This is a genomic window from Pseudomonas sp. TMW22089 (assembly GCF_022496645.1).
Taxonomy (GTDB): Bacteria; Pseudomonadota; Gammaproteobacteria; order Pseudomonadales; family Pseudomonadaceae; genus Aquipseudomonas; species Aquipseudomonas paraversuta.
This window is the reverse complement of the sequence record NZ_SCFG01000004.1, coordinates 51,926-68,510: the sequence shown is the minus strand read 5'-3', so window position 1 is coordinate 68,510 and position 16,585 is coordinate 51,926. Positions and strand designations below refer to the sequence as shown.

The window sequence follows — 16,585 nt, the reverse complement described above, 5'->3', positions numbered from 1 at the left end:
CATGCATTTGCTCAGGACCCAGCCTGGTGGCTTTGTATCGGACGACAACATTGCCGACCTCGGACAGACCCCCGCCGAGCTGGTGATCCTGTGCAGCGGTGATTCAAGCCTGGCACTGCTGGCGCAAGCCGCGCAGCAGTTGCCTGAAAATTATCCTGGCCTGCGTCTGGCAAACCCGATGCAGGTACAGAACCACGGCTCGGTCGACCTGTATTTCGATCAGGTGCTGCAACACGCCAAAGTGATCCTGCTGTCATTGCACGGCGGCATAGGTTACTGGCGCTACGGCATCGAGCGCTTGATGCAGCTGGCCGAACGTGGCGTCACCCTGATTCTGGTGCCGGGCGATGACCGTCCCGACCCGGAGCTCAGCGCACTGAGCACGGTGGCGGCCGGCGAGGGTGAGCGTCTGTGGCATTTTCTGCGCCAGGGCGGGTTGCACAATGCCTTGCAACTCTATCGTTGCCTGGCCACCCAGTGGCTGGGCCGCGACTATGGGTGGGACGAGCCGCAAACCTTGCCCCGTACCGCGATTTATCATCCGGCGCATTCCAGCCCGCAACTCAGTCACTGGCAGGCTGACTGGCAACCCGGGTATCCGGTGGCGGCGCTGCTGTTCTATCGCTCGCATTTGCAGGCGGCCAATACCGCGTTTGTCGATGTGTTCTGCCAGCGCATGCAGGCCGCAGGTCTCAATCCCTTGCCGGTTGCCGTGGCCAGTCTCAAGGAGCCGGGTTGCCTGGCAATGGTGGAGGACTGGCTGGATGAGGTTCAGGCCGCAGTCATTCTCAATACCACCGGTTTCGCTCAGTCGAGCCCCGAAGCCCCGCACCTGCGGCCGTTTCGGCGCAATATCCCGGTAATTCAGGCCATCTGCGCCCAGGACAACGAGCCCGGCTGGCGCGACAGCGAACAAGGCCTTGGCCCGCGAGACCTGGCGATGCACATTGCCTTGCCGGAACTGGACGGGCGAATCATCAGTCGCCCGATCAGTTTTAAAGACCTGGCCTGGCGCAGTGAGCGCAGCCAGTCGGATGTGGTGTGTTATCGCGCGCAACCGGAACGCATGGACTTTGTCGCGGAGCTGGCGCGGCGCTGGGTCGAATTGGCACGGGTGCCGAACCCGCAAAAGCGCATTGCGCTGATTCTGGCCAACTACCCGACCCGCGACGGTCGCATCGGCAATGGCGTGGGGCTGGACACACCGGCCGCCGCGCTGAATATCCTGCGGGCTTTGCAGCTCGAGGGGTATCCGCTGGATTGCCGGTTGCCCGAGACTGGCACTGCGCTGATTCAGGAGCTGCTCGGCGGGGTCAGTAATGATCCCGACAGCCTGGACCTGCGGCCCTGCATGCAAAGCCTGGCTCTGGAAGAGTACTGGACCATGTTCAATCGCTTGCCCGAGGCCAATCGCCAGGCAGTGATTGAGCGCTGGGGCATGCCGCAGACCGATCCAATGTTCCGTAGCGGACGGCTGATGGTCGCGGGGCTGCGTTTTGGCCTGACGTTTGTCGGGATTCAACCGGCCCGGGGCTATCAGGTGGATGCCAGCGCGGTGTATCACGACCCCGATCTGGTGCCGCCCCATGGCTATCTGGCGTTCTACTTCTGGTTGCGTAACACCTACGGCGCCCATGCCGTGGTCCATGTGGGCAAGCATGGCAACCTGGAGTGGCTACCGGGCAAAGGCGTCGGGCTGTCGGAACAGTGCTGGCCGGACGCAATTCTCGGCCCCATGCCCAACGTCTATCCGTTTATCGTCAATGATCCCGGGGAAGGCGCCCAGGCCAAGCGCCGGACCCAGGCGGTGATCATCGATCACTTGATGCCACCGCTGACCCGGGCTGAAACCTATGGTCCGTTGCGCGACCTGGAACTGCTGGCCGACGAATACTACGAAGCGCAGCTGCTTGATCCGCGCCGGGCCCGTGAATTGCAGCGTGACATCCTCAAGCTGGTGCGCGAAACCCGTATCGACCGCGAGTTGCAGCTGGACGAGAAACTCGACAGTGATGCCGATGCCGCGATCTGGTTGCCACGGCTGGATACCTATCTGTGCGACCTGAAGGAGTCACAGATCCGCGACGGCTTGCATATATTCGGCGAATCGCCGGCCGGGCGTTTACGTATCGACACGCTGCTGGCGCTGTTGCGCATCCCCCGTGGCGATGGCCGCGGGGCGCAATCCAGTGTGCTGCGGGCGTTGGCCAAAGCCTTTGAACTGGCGTTTGATCCGCTGGACTGTGCGCTGGCCGAACCCTGGACAGCACGCCAGCCGGCGGCGCTGGTGGCGGTCAGTGATGCGCTGTGGCGCACTGCCGGGGATACCCGCGAGCGTCTGGAACTGTATGCCGGGCAGCTGATTGAACAGGCATTGGCCGGCACTCTGCAATTGCCCGAAACCCCGCAATGGCTGGAAGTGCGGGGGATTTTCCAGGCCTTGCTGGAGATCGTGGCGCCGCGTCTGGATGCTTGCGGCCCGGCCGAGATGCAAGGCTTGCTGGATGCCCTGCATGGCCGCTTTGTGCCGGCGGGGCCCAGTGGTGCGCCGAGTCGCGGACGGCTGGATGTATTGCCCACCGGGCGTAATTTCTTTTCAGTGGATGTGCGCAACCTGCCAACCACCACCGCCTGGCGCATAGGTTTTCAGTCGGCCAATCTGATTCTGGAGCGTCACTTGCAGGACCACGGCGATCACTTGCGCCAGTTGGGCCTGTCCGTGTGGGGCACCGCAACCATGCGTACCGGCGGTGATGATATCGCCCAGGCCATGGCCCTGATGGGCGTGCGCCCGGTGTGGGCCACCGGCAGTCAGCGGGTGGATGATTTCGAAATCCTGCCGGTCAGCTTGCTGGACCGGCCGCGGGTCGACGTGACCTTGCGTGTGTCGGGCTTCTTCCGCGATGCCTTTGCCAATCTGATCCGCCTGTTCGATGCGGCGGTGCAAGCCGTGGCCGCACTGGACGAGCCGGATGATCTGAACCCGCTGGCTGCCAAAGTCCGCAGTGAACGTGAGCAACTGGTGCAGCAAGGGCTGGCACCCGAGCTGGCGGCGCGGCAAGCAGGCTGGCGCATATTCGGCGCCAAGCCCGGGGCCTATGGCGCCGGTGTGCAAAACGCCATTGACGGTCGTTTGTGGCAGAGCCGCGATGATTTGGCGCAGGTGTATCTGAACTGGGGCGGTTACGCCTATGGTGCCGGTGATGAAGGCACCGGTGCCCGTGACCAGTTCGCCCGGCGCTTGAGTCAGGTGCAGGCAGTGGTACAAAACCAGGACAACCGTGAGCACGATGTGCTCGACTCCAACGACTACTACCAGTTCCAGGGCGGCATGCTCGCGGCGGTGGAGACCTTGAGCGGTGAAAAAGCCGCCAGTTATCACGGCGACCACAGTCAGCCGGACCTGCCGAAAATCCGCACCCTCAAGGAAGAGCTGAACAGGGTGATCCGATCCCGTGCCGCCAATCCGAAGTGGATCGACGGGGTCAAGCGTCATGGCTATAAAGGCGCGTTCGAAATGGCCGCGACCCTGGATAACCTGTTTGCCTTTGACGCGACCACACATCTTATCGATGACCATCAGTACGCGTTGCTGGCAGATGCCTATTTGCTCGACCCGGATACCCGTGAATTTGTTCAGCAGCACAACCCCCATGCCTTGCGCGATATGACCGAGCGCCTGCTCGAAGCCCAGCAGCGCGGGTTGTGGGAGGCGCCCGGGGACTACCGCGAGGCGCTGGAAAACCTGTTGCTGGATATCGAAGAAGATTGAGCTTGGCTCTACTGCAGTGCTCTTGGCACGGCCCCCGTTGCCGGCATCGCGAGCAAGCTTGCTCCTACAGACTTTACGCAAGGATTTGGATACATGACTGACACCCCGCATTTCCCGTTGTCGGCGGTGGTCGGCGCGGACTCACTCAAGCTTGCGCTGTGCTTGACGGCTATCGACCCGAAAATTGGCGGGGTGCTGATCGAGGGCCCCCGCGGCATGGCCAAATCCACCCTGGCCCGGGGCCTTGCCGACTTACTGGCAAGCGGTCAGTTCGTCACCTTGCCATTGGGCGCCACCGAAGAACGGCTGGTGGGCACGCTCGATCTGGACGCCGCGCTGGGGCAGGGCAAGGCGCAATTCTCCCCAGGAGTGCTGTCCAGGGCCGATGGCGGAGTGCTGTATGTCGATGAAGTGAACCTGCTGGCCGATCATCTGGTGGACGTACTGCTGGATGTGGCTGCCAGTGGCACCAATGTGGTCGAACGCGACGGTATTTCCCATCGGCACGCTGCGCGCTTTGTCTTGATTGGCACCATGAATCCGGAAGAGGGTGAGTTGCGCCCGCAATTGCTTGACCGCTTTGGCCTTAATGTGGCCATGAACAGTCAGCCGCAGCCTGCCGAGCGCGGCGAAATCATTAGGCGGCGCTTGAGTTTTGACCTGGATCCCCAAGGGTTTTGTGAGCAGTGGGCGGCTGCACAGGATGCGTTGCGTGAGCGTTGCCAGCAGGCTCGTGAACGGCTGCAGGGCATTGAACTGGATGACCAGTCGCTGGCAGTGATCACCGCGCGCTGTTATGCGGCGGCGGTTGATGGCATGCGCGCGGATCTTGTCTGGCTGCGCGCGGCGCGGGCCCATGCCGCTTGGCGTGGGGCCGGGGTGATCAGTCTGGAGGATATTGATGCGGTGGCCGAGTTTGCCTTGCGCCATCGACGTCGCCAGCAGCCTGCTGAGGCGCCGACGCCACAACAGTCGCAACCGCAAGCGCAATCCGGCAGTGCCTCGTCCAGTACCGGCCAGGGCCAATGGGGCGAATTGCCTGCGCAGCCTCAGGCCATGGGTGGCCGGCGCGAAGTGCCGAGCTGGCCAAAAAAGCCTTAGGCATTCGCCCCCGATCCAGTGCGGGGGCGGATGCCAGACCCCGGGCAGGCCAACTGGGTGAGGGCAAACTGGGTGCCAGTCGCAGTGCAGCCGGCGGTACCGTGGACTGGGTGCAAACCCTGCTGCGCGGCCGCCCGCAACAGCGTACAGATCTGGCCTACAAGACCCGCCAGAGTGCAGCCCAAGAGCTGTGGCTGGTGGTGGTGGATGCTTCGTCTTCCACCCGTCGGCATCAGGCGCTGGGGGATGCCAAGGGGTTACTGGCCCAGGTGTTTGAGGATGCTTATCGGCAGCGGGTGCGGGTGGCGGTGATGACTGCCAGTGGCAGTGCGCCGCAATGGCAGGTCTGCGGCGCCAAAGCATCTGCGGCCTTGAACCAGTGGTTGCTGACGCTGGGAGCGGGGGGGGGAACGCCGTTGCTGGAAGCCCTGGCGGATGTTGCACAGTGGCTGAAAACCCGTCGCAAGCAGTTTGCAGAAGAACAACAACGTTTTTTATTGCTCACCGACGGTCGTCTCAAAGACGGTCCGGCTCTGCCCGCCATTGAATGTCCGGGGTTGTTGATCGATATGGAACGGGGGCCGATTCGACTTGGCAAGTCACGGCGGATGGCGGTTGATCTGGCTCTTGAATACACACATATCGATGAGTTGAAACAACTGTAGGAGCGAGCTTGCTCGCGAGCTTTCAAGCGCTCGCGAGCAAGCTCGCTCCTACCGGTTCGGGATCAGGCCGGCATTACCCAGGGTTGCAAGGTGTAGCCTTCGCTGCTCAGTTCGGCACGGGCTTGTGCCAGCAGGCTTGCAAGTTGGGCGGCGTCGGCACAGGCGCTGCGCGGGATTTGTTTGCGACCGATACGGGTGTTGGTGCGGTCAATGACCGTCAGGCTCAATTCGCCATGACCGTCTTGTGCAGCCCAGGCAACACATTGAAAAGGTTCAAAGGCGTGGCCGGCAATCAAAAGTGCTTCGTTGAAACGGAGCGGGGCGTTCATAGGGTTGTCTCTCTGGTGTGCCCATCAAGTGATTAACCGTCGGCTGGGCTTACCGTTCGGTTGGTTACTTGTACTGATGACCTCAGACCCGCCTCAGGTCACACACTTTCATGACTTTTTTAAAAGTATTTTTAAAAGCCTGATGCAGATCAATTTTTAACCCCCTGAAAACCTCTGCCGCCGGTTTTCGATGGCCCCGCACGCCTTTGTGCTCAAGTGCGTATTTGGCGATGAGGGTTATAGGGAATTGATCCAAGTGGCGGGCACAGTTTTGTCATACGTTACACCTACCTTAAAACCCTGCCTGTTCTCATCCCATTTATGCTTTTTGGCGTCAAGGAACAGTCATGCTTGTGATGTCCTCCCCGCGACGCCTTTTAGTTGTAGATCCCTGTGACGATTGCCACGCACTGCTGCCGGGGTTGCGTACCATTGGTTGGGCAGTGGACAGCTGTAGCCTTGAGTCGGTCAGCAGCCATTCATGTGATGTCGGATTGTTCCGGCTCCAGCCATTTCATCTAGAGCACCCCGAAGCCGTCAAAGACATGATCAGTCGCAGTGGTACCGAGTGGATCGCCGTACTCAGTGCTGACGTATTGAAGCTGAAAAACGCAGGCGATTTTGTTTGCGAATGGTTTTTTGACTTCCATACGCTTCCCTTCGATGTTTCGCGGGTCCAGGTCACCCTTGGCCGTGCATTCGGTATGGCCCGTTTACGTGGTCACGCCACCACTCACGCCAATAATCCAGGGCACGAGTTACTGGGCCAAAGCCGGGTCATTCATGACTTGCGAAAACTGCTGGGCAAATTGGCACCTACCGAATCGCCCATATTGATCCGTGGCGAAAGCGGCACGGGAAAGGAACTGGTCGCCCGTACTCTGCATCGAGAGTCCCAGCGCAACGGCAAGCCCTTTGTGGCGATAAATTGTGGCGCCATCCCTGAGCACTTGATTCAGTCAGAGCTGTTCGGCCACGAGAAGGGCGCCTTTACCGGTGCGCATCAGCGCAAGATCGGGCGCATTGAAACGGCCAATGGAGGCACCCTGTTTCTGGATGAAATCGGTGACCTGCCGCTGGAGTTGCAAGCCAACTTGTTGCGTTTTCTGCAGGAGAAGCACATTGAGCGGGTAGGGGGCAGCCAAGCGATTCCTGTTGATGTGCGGGTACTGGCGGCAACCCACGTCGATCTTGAGACTGCCATTGTCGACGGCCGGTTTCGTGAAGATCTGTACTACAGGCTTAACGTATTACAGGTTTTCACCGCCCCTTTACGAGACCGTACGGGTGATCTGGCGTTGCTGGCCAATCATTTTGCGCATCTCTACAGCCTGGAGACCGGGCGTCGCCCGCGTACCTTCAGTGATGATGCATTGTTTGCCATGGGCATACATTTCTGGCCCGGCAATATTCGCGAGTTGGCCAACCGTGTGCGACGTGGTCTGGTATTGGCTGAAGGTCGTCAGATCGAGGCCACTGATCTGGGCCTGGAATCGTATCTACCAGTGATAGAGGTATCGGGCACGCTGGAGGATTACAAAAGCCGTGCCGAACGTCAGGCGCTGCACGATGTGTTGCATCGACACAGTAATAACTTGAGTGTTGCGGCCAAAGTGCTGGGTGTGTCGCGCCCTACGTTTTACCGGTTACTGCACAAGCATCAAATCCGCTAGGGCAGTATCAAAAGAAAAGACCCGCAGCCTGTATCTGCTGCGGGTCTTTTTTCGTGCGGGCCCGGGGGCAGCCTAGAAGTAGTACGGGAATTTCAGACTGAAGGTGAAGTCAGGAGCATCCTCTGTCAGGCCTATGGACAGATTGGGCACGATGGTCAGCTTGTCGGTTGCAGCAATGGTCATACCGACGTTGAAGTAGCCTGCGTTGGCATCGCTGGTGGCGACGGTTTGCCAATCACCACCATCCTGTTTGAGCTTGCTCTTTTTCTGAATCAGGTCTGACACGGAGAACGACATGCTCATTTTTTCGTTCAGGGCAAATGCCACACCGGCACCCAGCTGGAAGCTGTCGCCCAGTTTGACCTTGCCAGGCTGAGACAGGCCGACTGTCGAACTGATGTCGTCGAATGAGCCTTCAAGGTTATGGGTGTAAGACAGCGTTCCGAACAGCACGGCGGGATCGAAGGTTTTGACCAGAGAGATGCCGGGGCTGATCGACCACACGCCATTGCCGGTGGGCAAGTCTTCCGGAGTGAAAATGTTGGTGTTGGCCCCGGACTGGATCAGTTTGATGCCGAACGGATCTTTGCCGGTGGGCGCTTTCACCCGCACGGTAAAGACGGCATCCGGGGTGTTGGCCGACTCGTCGAGGAACTTGTAGGCCACACCAAAGTTGACGTCGCCAATGGTCGGGTCGCGGGTGACGGTCTGCTCGGAGGTCGCTTGAGCATCACCGCCATTGGCCCCCCCTGACTGATAAGCCGATTCGCGATAAACCACGGGGACGTTAATGTCGAACTGCCAGCGGTTGTCGAAGTTGTATCGACCGGTAAGGTCCAGAGTCCAGGTGTCAGCCTTGATGCGATCCAGGTTGAGATTGCCCAGGAATATTGAGTCCAGGGCCAAAAAACCATTGAGAATCAACTGCCGGGTATCGTAATGGGAGTAAGTGAGTCCGGATTCAAAACTGAACTTGCCACCGCCAAAAAAGCCACTGGCTTCGTCGTAAAGGTTGACCACACTTTTGGCGGGTGCGGAATCATCTTTCAGTGACTCTCCGTAAGAACTTCCGCCTGCTGCACTGCTACCGGTCGTGGCCACTTTCTGGTTGCCGGTCAAGTCTGCAGGCGACTTGGCCAATCGTTTAGGAACCGGTGTTGTCGGTTGATCTTCTACTTGTCGTACACGCTGTTCGAGTACGGCCAAGGCCTTTTGTTGTAGATCGTAACGCTGACGGAGCTCCAATAATTCTTGTTTTAATTGCTCTACATCAACATCAGGGGCTGCATAAAGCAGGGCTGATGGAAACAGAGTGCTTATGCATACAACTGCGCGAAAGGTAAACAATCGGTGCATGAAATAAGCCGTCCAGTGGTTCTAATTGTAAGGGGGGAGCCTAGTTCAATATCCCAAGTTGCGCAGGCCTATTAATTGATTAATATTACAATTTGAGGCGGCGGTGGTCTGACTATTAGCGCCCATGACGACATTAAGTTGCGTCATATTCGTAATCGCATTACCAGCGCCCAATAGAGTTGTGCTCTGTAACACACCACCTTGAGCGATTTGTTGCAATGAGGCGCCTTGATTATTATTGGCCTCAATTGCCATTTGAATACCGCCCCCCGAGGCCGATACCGTCAAATTACCTGCACCGCTGGCGACTGAGACGGAATTATTTTCCGTTAATAATGTGCCTTGCTGATTAACCGCCGGTGCTTGACCGGCGTGGGAGATAGTGATGTCAACATTGTTGTAGGCGCTGTTATTGTCGCCGGCGGCCCTTACGCTTTGTGTGACCCCCTGTCCCGTACTCAGCCCTGCGCCCCCCGTGACGATGCCGGTACCCTTGGCCGCTGGCGTACCGTTCCCTTCGGCGCTGTAGGTCGATACATAAAACTGTGGCTTGACCGTATTTTGCAGTTGCATTGACGTGGTTGCACCGACCACATCCCCTTTGCTGCTGACCCAGGTACTGCTCATGACGATCCCGAAGCTGATGATCCGGCCGGGCATGACAAAACGCCCGCGCAAGTCAGCCATTTCATTGTCTTTGAGCTCCACAGGTTTGAATATCGAGGCTGCGTGGGCTGGCAGGCTGAGGGCAAGACAGGCGGCTATCAGCCAATAGGGCGTTTTCATGTGCTGCTCCAGGAGCGGGCGGCTCCATAGTCATCTTTGGCGCACTTAAAAAAAGTCGCTCTGGATAAACCCGAAATCCATTAGCTCTGCATCCTTGACCGGACTGAACATATCGAGCTTGTTCTTGACGGTCAGTGGGGCAGGGGGACTCAGCAAAGCGTTGGTCTTGTCGTAACCGGGGCCAATAATGGCGAATACAATGCCATTCCAGCCTTTGGCGAAGTCTTCATGTGAGAAGCGTTTATGTCCCAGCACCGGGTCGGCGATATACACCCAGTCTTTTTGTGCACGCTGCATGACTACAAAATGCTTGTAACCTCGAATTTCCAGCAGGACGACGACAGGAATATTGACGCTTTCCAGGCTTTGCGCCGGGATCCGGTAACCCCTTGCCCGCATGCCGATACTTTCGAGATAACGCTTCATGTCGAGCATTGAGAACCCCTGGGTACGTACCAGTTTTTGATCCGCATTGATCAACATGCCTTTAATGATTTCGTCTTCATTGACGTCCATCCAGTAGGCCTGCCGCAGCACAGTTGCCAGAGCTGCTGCGCCACAACTGAAGTCGGTTTTTTGCTCAACAATGTCTGCAAAGCGACGCTCGCGAATACTCTGTACATGCTTGAAAACCAGATTGCCGCCGGGCATGGCCGCAACCGGCATCTGCGCGGCCTGTGTGATGCCGGCCATACAGAGCAACAGCAAGAGAGAGGTCGTGCGCATGATGGATACGCCTTGAAAATTGAAACAAGGGCCTCGGGATCGAGGCCCTTGTGAAGGCCCCGGTTACATGCAGGCGCGGCAGCCTGCTGCGATTGACAGCGAGTTGCTTTGTTGGTTGCCCACACCCGAGGACACGTTGGCGCCACCGTTACCCGAGAAGTTGTTCATCGAATTGGTCATCGATGCGTGGTTGATTGTCGGGCTGGTCCAGCCGCTTGGAGTCAGCACTTGATAAGTCGCCACGCCACTGAGGCTGAAAGTGCCTTCTTCATGAAACTTGAGCGGTTGTGGACCGTTGTTGCCGCCCCCGTTACCACCGCCGTTACCGCCCTGAACACTACTGTTGTGATTACCGCCACCACCGCCACTGTTGCCCCCGACAGTACCTTGACCCTGGCCATGATAAGCGCCGTGCAGATTGATACTGGCCGTCAGGTTTTTGGTGTCGTATGTCTGAACGGCCTTGTTAGACACATTCAGGCTGGTAGAGGTTTGATCTGCCGAGGCTGCCGCAACCGCAACCCGACCGCCTGAAACGGCAATTGCCAGGTTGTTTTTCTGCTGGTTGAAACTGCCTGTGGTGACGTTGACACCGACATTGCCGGAGCCATTGTTGGCCGAATTGTTAAGGCTTGAGACATTCACCGCGGAGTAGTTTCTAACGGTGTTGCCATAGTTGCCCTGATCAGCCGTCGTCGCGGCCACTGCACTGCCAAAAATGAAGCTTTGATCCGCAGTTGCCAGCGCCGCCGCATTATCCTGCTGGTTGCCATCACCTGCCGCGACGTTGGCGCCCATGTTGCCGCTGGAGTTGTTGATCGAGCCGTTCACATTGGCGAGGTTGTGTGTGCCCTGGTTGAGTGCCTTGTTGTTTGCACTGGTTTGACCATCCTGGACCATGGCCGCTGCACCTGCGCTTAATTGCAGCTGGGTCAGCAACTGATCATTGTTGTTATTGTTTCCACCGCCATTGCCATTTCCGCCTCCGCCCGCCTGGGCAGCAACAGCCATAAGTGCAGCAATAGCGAAAACCAGCGGTTTAAGAGCCATTACAGGTTTCATGGTGATTCTCCGTGCTTTATTAGTTGAGTTACGTGTTGGCACTTTCTAATTGCACTGCGTTGTAATCGGGTCAGTCGGCAACCCGGACGTTCAGGGTGTTAGCCATGCGGTTCCCCACCCCTGCACTCTGGTTCAACTGCACGACCCCGCGGCTGCCGGTGAAGGCCTGGTCGCTGGTAACGACCTGGCGGCTGCCACTTACGGGGAGTACGGTTCCGGAGCCTGGTAACAGCGCCACGTTTTGCTGTGACAAAGCGCTGTCATCGATGCCTTGTGGCTGGGCACTAATGCCGATCCGCACTGCATTGATCATTTGATTGTTGGCACCGGAGGATTGGTTGACCCCCAGCACACCGCTGCCATTACTGAATGAGTTGCCCTGTATCGCGGCCTTGGCATTGAGCGAAGGGTCGGCCGCAGTGTTGAGTTTCTGACTGATCCGGGTTGAGGCAAGGCCCTGGGTGCCGATGGCAATTGCCCGGCTATTTACCTGCTGCTGTTGATCGCCCGCAGCCTGGTTTACCGTAATGTTGCCGCGGTAGCTGAGGCCGGAATTGTTGATTTCGGCGTTGTTATCGGAGGCTGCGTGAACCTGAGCACTGGCAAGCAGCACAGCAACCAGCAAGGGCAGGGGAATGTTCATGATGTTATTTCCCCTGACTCAGAGCGGTGAGCGGGCTCATGCCCTGCTCGATGCTTCGATTGATGGTGTTGCTGATCGAACCGCCGCTGCCACCACCATGACCGCTGGCCATACCTGGCAGGCCATTGGCTGTATTCAAACCTGGCAGAGCGTTGCCGTTGGGCATCATCGAGTGGGTAATTGAGGCACCGCTGCTGACACTGGCGAAATCACCATCACTGAGCTCACTGGAAGCACTGGTGATACGCACTGCGGGGTTCGCGTTTACAGTCGTGGGGTTAGGGTCCGGATGCATGGCCGGGTTGCCGACTGCAAAAGGTTGAACATCGCGGGTAAGTACAATCACGCCATTACCACCTGCTTGAGCAGTGCTGTAGATACCGAACAGAACAGTCAGGCTGCACGCTGTCAGCAGGCGGTGTTTGCCACGATATATATTCCCCATGATTGTGTTCCTTCTTTATTGGAGCTGGCCCTGGTCGGCGCTACGAAGGGAAGAGCAGTAGTTGTGCCACTTTAAATTAAGTGATTAAAAACAAGCGCTCACAGAGCGTGATGAGTCAGTGCATGGCGTCGATGTTTCAAACGTGAGACAGCGCGAGGCTATTATTGCGGAGGGAAACAAGGAATTTACGTTGCACTTGATACGAGAGGGGGTGTTTCAGAAACGTTACATTTATTCAGGATATTTTAGGACGCCGCCAATAATCGGCTTGCAGGCTAACTCGGTGTTTCATGAATGGACATATTGGCGGCTCGAAGCGCTAACTTTTCCAGTGCCCATTGCAAACTCCCGGTGTCCTGATTAACAGACTGGAGATTGCTGAATAAGTTGCCTTGGCTTGGAGGATTTATTAATTGAGCACTACCCAGGCTGGCGATCAGTCGTTGTTCAAACAAGCCAATATCGTCTGCTGCGCATTTTTAATTCGATTCACAAACAGGGTGGCTTTTTATGAGCTTTCGTACATATGTAAGCCATGCAGGGTGCAGACCACCGACCAGAAGGGGGGAGGCAGCGGTCATGCACCCGGCTATTTACTTGGCTTGGGCTTTTTCCAGGGTTTCAATGCGCTGGTTAAGTTCGCGGATCGATTCGATCAGTGGAGCCACCAGTTTGTCGTAGTCGACCTGCATCAAACCATCCTTGGTGCGTGTCAGCTGTGGATACACCTTGGCCACTTCCTGGGCGATAACCCCGATGTCCTTGCGCCCGCCATCTTTCCATTCGAAGGTGACGCCCTGAATCTTCAGCAGATTCTCGGTAGCCGATGTCAGCGGCACGACTTTGGTTTTCAGGCTTTCATCGCTGAACGGGCAGCACTCGGCGCCAATGTCGCCGGGGCCGCCAAACGGAGGGCAGCCAGGGCCGGTCGGGTTGCTTGGTGAGCATTGGCTGCTATTGGCCAACGGTGCAGGACGGCTGTCAGCTTGAGCCAGGGCGTTGGCCGCAAAGGCCAGGGACATGGCGCCAAAGACACCCGAGACAAAGAATATTGATTTCATTATTTTCCTTGAGGTTGAGATAGCCCGTCGTCAAATGTTTGACGACTGGCCTCAAGGTAAAACTTCCAGTTGCTGCTGGATCTAGGAATACTCTGAATTCATTAAGAATCTTCCTAAAAATTCTTATTGCGCCAGCAAGTGTTCAACCGCGGCACAAGCTTGTTGCTGACGGGCCTGCCAGTCACCTCTGATGATCTGCACGGGTTGATGGTGGTGCTCCAGCCACTGAAGGCTGGCAGCGAAAAACCTTTGGCGTTCAGCCAGAGATGGTTGGCAACGCTGGCCGTCGGGTATCCATTCCACATCGTCGGGTGACAGCAGCAAGTGCAGGTCGTAATGCCGGCTGAGAAGTTCGGGTTCAAGCCATGCCGGACAGTCGCCAAACAGGGTCTGGCTCCACAGGATGTTGCTTAACAAATGGGTGTCCAGAATCAGCAGTTCTGGCTGTTGGGCACGGGCTTGATCCTCCCATTGCAGTTGACCTGCAGCAATCGCCGGAATATCGGCCAGGCAGGTGTCCCGGGGGTTTTGCTCGATAAAATAACGAACGTATTCGCCCACCAGTACGCCGCCAAATCGCTGCTGCAAGAGCGCCGCCAGCCAGCTTTTGCCACTCGACTCCGGCCCCGCCAGTACGACCACCTTCATGTGCGCAGCGCCGGATCGCGGCGCCAGTCACGCCAGCCCTGAATGGCAATAACCGTGAACAGTGCATACAGGCCTGCTGTCAGGTACAGCTCTTGCCAGGCAAAGAACAGGATGTAGAGCACGTCGATGACAAACCACAGGGCCCAGCATTGCAGGCGCTTTTGTGCCATCCACAATTGCGCGACCAGGCTGAATGCGGTCAGCGCTGCATCTTGCCAAGGGACGCCGGAGTCAGTCCAGCGGGCCATTGCCGCGCCCAGAACCAGACTGCCAACAGCACCTGCGCTGAGGCCCGCGAGGACTTGCAAAGGGCTTAACCGGGTAACCACACGGCCCTCGTGCTGTGTCCCGGCGCGGGTCCACTGCCACCAGCCATAAACTTGCAGCAGGGCAAAGAAGACTTGCAGGAGCATGCCCGAGTACAGCTTCATGCCGAAGAATATCCAGCTATACAGCAGCACCATCACCAGGCCGATGGGCCAGCACCAGGGGTTTTGTTTGACTGTTAACCAGACGGCGATGACGCCAAGCGCGGCGGCAAACAGTTCGAGCCCTGACATTGGCATTTCCGGGATGAGTGAAGAAGGGCGGGGATTGTACCTGCAGGCAGGTGGCAGCTCTAGCAGGATTCACATCGTCGCTGATGAGGACCGAAGGCTGCGCAAAGTGATCGCAGCCTTGGTGTCTCGTCAGCGACTACAGGTTCAAGGGATGTGCAGCAACACGTAGTCATTCTTGTCGAAGCGACCGCTCAACGCCGGTACTACATTGCCCAAGGCTGTGCCTTGCAGCCCCTGATAATCCTTGCGGTCCATAACGATCCATACCGGGGCTGGCAGGGCCTCCAGCTCGGCGTCGGCCCGGGTGAACAGCGGCAGCAGGTCGCGATTGACATTGACCATGAACTTGATGGCCTTGGCGTCTTTGCCCATGCCGTGCAGTACTAGCGGGGCAGGCTCGCGGTCGATCATGCGCATGGCGTTTTCGGTAAAGTTACGGGTGTCATACAGTTCGCGCTCCACCGGTTCGAACACCATGATGAAGCAGGCCCACAACGCCAGAACGGCGCATGCCGCCAAACCGCCCGTTCGCCATTGCGCCCTGAATAGCAGGACCAGCGCCGCCACTTGCAGCACGCCCAGCACCATAAAGATCGCAGTCAATGAAGGCAGCTGGTCGTCAAAGCGTTTGCGCACAATGCTCAGGCCCACCATCAACAACGCGGGCAATAGCAGGAAAAGCCCCTGAATCAAACCGCGCAGCCCGGCATGGACCCGTCCCTGCAAACCTTGAAACGGATACGCCGCAATGATCGCCGCCATCGGCAACATGGGCAGCAGGTAACGGGCTTTTTTCGCCTGCGGGATCGACAGCCCGATCATTACGATCAAGCCGGCGCCCACGCAGTATTTGACCAGCTGCAGCCCCGGGCCCGATTGCTTGCGCCCGACGATCAGGGTCGCCACCAGTACCAGCACCGCCAGCGGGTACGCCAGTGCGTAGTTGCCCATGGAACTGGTGAAGTAATACAGGGTGCTGCTCGCACCTTCCGTACCGTCCATGCGGCCAGTCACTTGCATGCGGATCACTTCATGGACGAAGGCCTCACCGCCGCTGATCCAGGCCAGCAACAACAGGGTACCTATGCACGCAGCCAGCAGAATCAGCGCTTGCAGGCCAACGCTGATCAGCCGGCGCCATTGACCGCTGAGCAGGTAGTAACTGCAGAGCATGCCGGTGGGAATGACCAGGCCAATCGGGCCGCGTATGGCAAACCCCAGTACCAGCAAAAGCAGTAGCCAGTGATGCCGGCGCGGTGCAGAAAAATGGTCGTGTGCATAGGCCAGATAAAACGCTGCCAGGCTGACGGCTGCAAGCATTTGATCCAGGGAGACGGCGCGGGTTTCGGTGACAAAGGTCATGCTCAGCAGCAACAGCGCCACACTGACCAGCGCCCAGGTCCTGGACTGCGGTGCGACCAGGCGATACATCAAAGTAACAATCAGCGCACCGGCAATGGCTGTGGGCAGCCATGCGGTGAGGCTGGTCACCTGTCCAGACGGCAAGGACAATAACCAGGTGAACAGAGTCGAAGTGGCGCTGTAGTCAGCATATGGCTGGCCGTAGGTGGTCGGAAAAAAGCCCGGGCCGTGACGCAGCATTTCCTTGGCAAACATTACAAAGCGCGAATCAAAACCGATCGCCGCCAGTTGCGGTTCACCCAAGATGAACAGCACCAGTACCAGTGCGCCTAAAATCAATGACTGACGGTGCAGTGCACGTAAACTGCTGGAAGAATAATTGGCCTGCATCTCGAG

At 57.9% G+C, this 16,585-nt stretch carries 15 protein-coding genes; 4 read left to right on the top strand and 11 right to left on the bottom strand.

The genetic code is table 11. The features are described 5' to 3' along the window. Position 1: 1 nt before the first annotated feature. From cobN to EQV90_RS05875, 3 genes are all read left to right on the top strand, one after another. Complete coding sequence (gene cobN, locus EQV90_RS05885) at positions 2-3,772, top strand: cobaltochelatase subunit CobN (RefSeq protein ID WP_203008738.1); 3,771 nt, start codon at positions 2-4, stop codon at positions 3,770-3,772. A 93-nt stretch (positions 3,773-3,865) separates the two neighbouring features. Beyond that, positions 3,866-4,873 carry an AAA family ATPase gene (locus tag EQV90_RS05880; protein WP_240877867.1) on the top strand — a complete coding sequence of 336 codons (1,008 nt, stop codon included), beginning with the start codon at positions 3,866-3,868 and terminating at the stop codon, positions 4,871-4,873. Continuing rightward, a complete protein-coding gene (locus EQV90_RS05875) occupies positions 4,798-5,538 on the top strand; it encodes a VWA domain-containing protein (RefSeq protein ID WP_167542004.1) in 741 nt (246 codons plus the stop codon). The genes EQV90_RS05880 and EQV90_RS05875 overlap by 76 nt, the downstream gene beginning before the upstream one ends. Positions 5,539-5,600: 62 nt before the next feature. Here the strand turns inward: EQV90_RS05875 and EQV90_RS05870 are convergent, their stop codons facing one another. Next, entirely contained in the window at positions 5,601-5,867 is a 267-nt protein-coding gene (locus tag EQV90_RS05870; RefSeq protein WP_003445381.1) for a hypothetical protein, read from the bottom strand. Between the two features lie 347 nt (positions 5,868-6,214). Here EQV90_RS05870 and EQV90_RS05865 point away from each other — a divergent pair, with 347 nt between their 5' ends. Then, complete coding sequence (locus EQV90_RS05865; RefSeq protein ID WP_240877866.1) at positions 6,215-7,540, top strand: sigma-54 dependent transcriptional regulator; 1,326 nt, start codon at positions 6,215-6,217, stop codon at positions 7,538-7,540. Positions 7,541-7,612: 72 nt separating this feature from the next. Here EQV90_RS05865 and EQV90_RS05860 read toward each other — a convergent pair whose 3' ends face one another. The 10 genes from EQV90_RS05860 to EQV90_RS05815 all read right to left on the bottom strand — a co-directional run bounded on the left by EQV90_RS05860 (position 7,613) and on the right by EQV90_RS05815 (position 16,579). Continuing rightward, a complete protein-coding gene (locus EQV90_RS05860; RefSeq protein ID WP_160627572.1) occupies positions 7,613-8,896 on the bottom strand; it encodes a transporter in 1,284 nt (427 codons plus the stop codon). 45 nt (positions 8,897-8,941) lie between these two features. Further along, positions 8,942-9,682, bottom strand: a complete 741-nt coding sequence (locus EQV90_RS05855; protein WP_240877865.1) for a hypothetical protein — start codon at positions 9,680-9,682, stop codon at positions 8,942-8,944. A 45-nt stretch (positions 9,683-9,727) separates the two neighbouring features. After that, positions 9,728-10,408 carry a C39 family peptidase gene (locus EQV90_RS05850; protein WP_003445386.1) on the bottom strand — a complete coding sequence of 227 codons (681 nt, stop codon included), beginning with the start codon at positions 10,406-10,408 and terminating at the stop codon, positions 9,728-9,730. A gap of 63 nt (positions 10,409-10,471) precedes the next feature. Then, entirely contained in the window at positions 10,472-11,470 is a 999-nt protein-coding gene (locus EQV90_RS05845) for a heme utilization protein (RefSeq protein ID WP_160627576.1), read from the bottom strand. A gap of 70 nt (positions 11,471-11,540) precedes the next feature. Beyond that, positions 11,541-12,113, bottom strand: a complete 573-nt coding sequence (locus tag EQV90_RS05840) for an adhesin (RefSeq protein ID WP_127195427.1) — start codon at positions 12,111-12,113, stop codon at positions 11,541-11,543. A gap of 4 nt (positions 12,114-12,117) precedes the next feature. After that, positions 12,118-12,558, bottom strand: a complete 441-nt coding sequence (locus tag EQV90_RS05835; protein ID WP_003445389.1) for a hypothetical protein — start codon at positions 12,556-12,558, stop codon at positions 12,118-12,120. Positions 12,559-13,151: 593 nt separating this feature from the next. Further along, entirely contained in the window at positions 13,152-13,619 is a 468-nt protein-coding gene (locus EQV90_RS05830) for a tail fiber domain-containing protein (protein WP_003445392.1), read from the bottom strand. A 123-nt stretch (positions 13,620-13,742) separates the two neighbouring features. Continuing rightward, entirely contained in the window at positions 13,743-14,267 is a 525-nt protein-coding gene (locus EQV90_RS05825) for an AAA family ATPase (RefSeq protein ID WP_010656538.1), read from the bottom strand. After that, entirely contained in the window at positions 14,264-14,827 is a 564-nt protein-coding gene (gene pnuC / locus EQV90_RS05820; protein ID WP_003445396.1) for a nicotinamide riboside transporter PnuC, read from the bottom strand. Before pnuC ends, EQV90_RS05825 begins: the two co-directional genes overlap by 4 nt. Before the next feature lie 144 nt (positions 14,828-14,971). Beyond that, a complete protein-coding gene (locus EQV90_RS05815; RefSeq protein ID WP_240877864.1) occupies positions 14,972-16,579 on the bottom strand; it encodes a phospholipid carrier-dependent glycosyltransferase in 1,608 nt (535 codons plus the stop codon). Between the last annotated feature and the right edge of the window lie 6 nt (positions 16,580-16,585).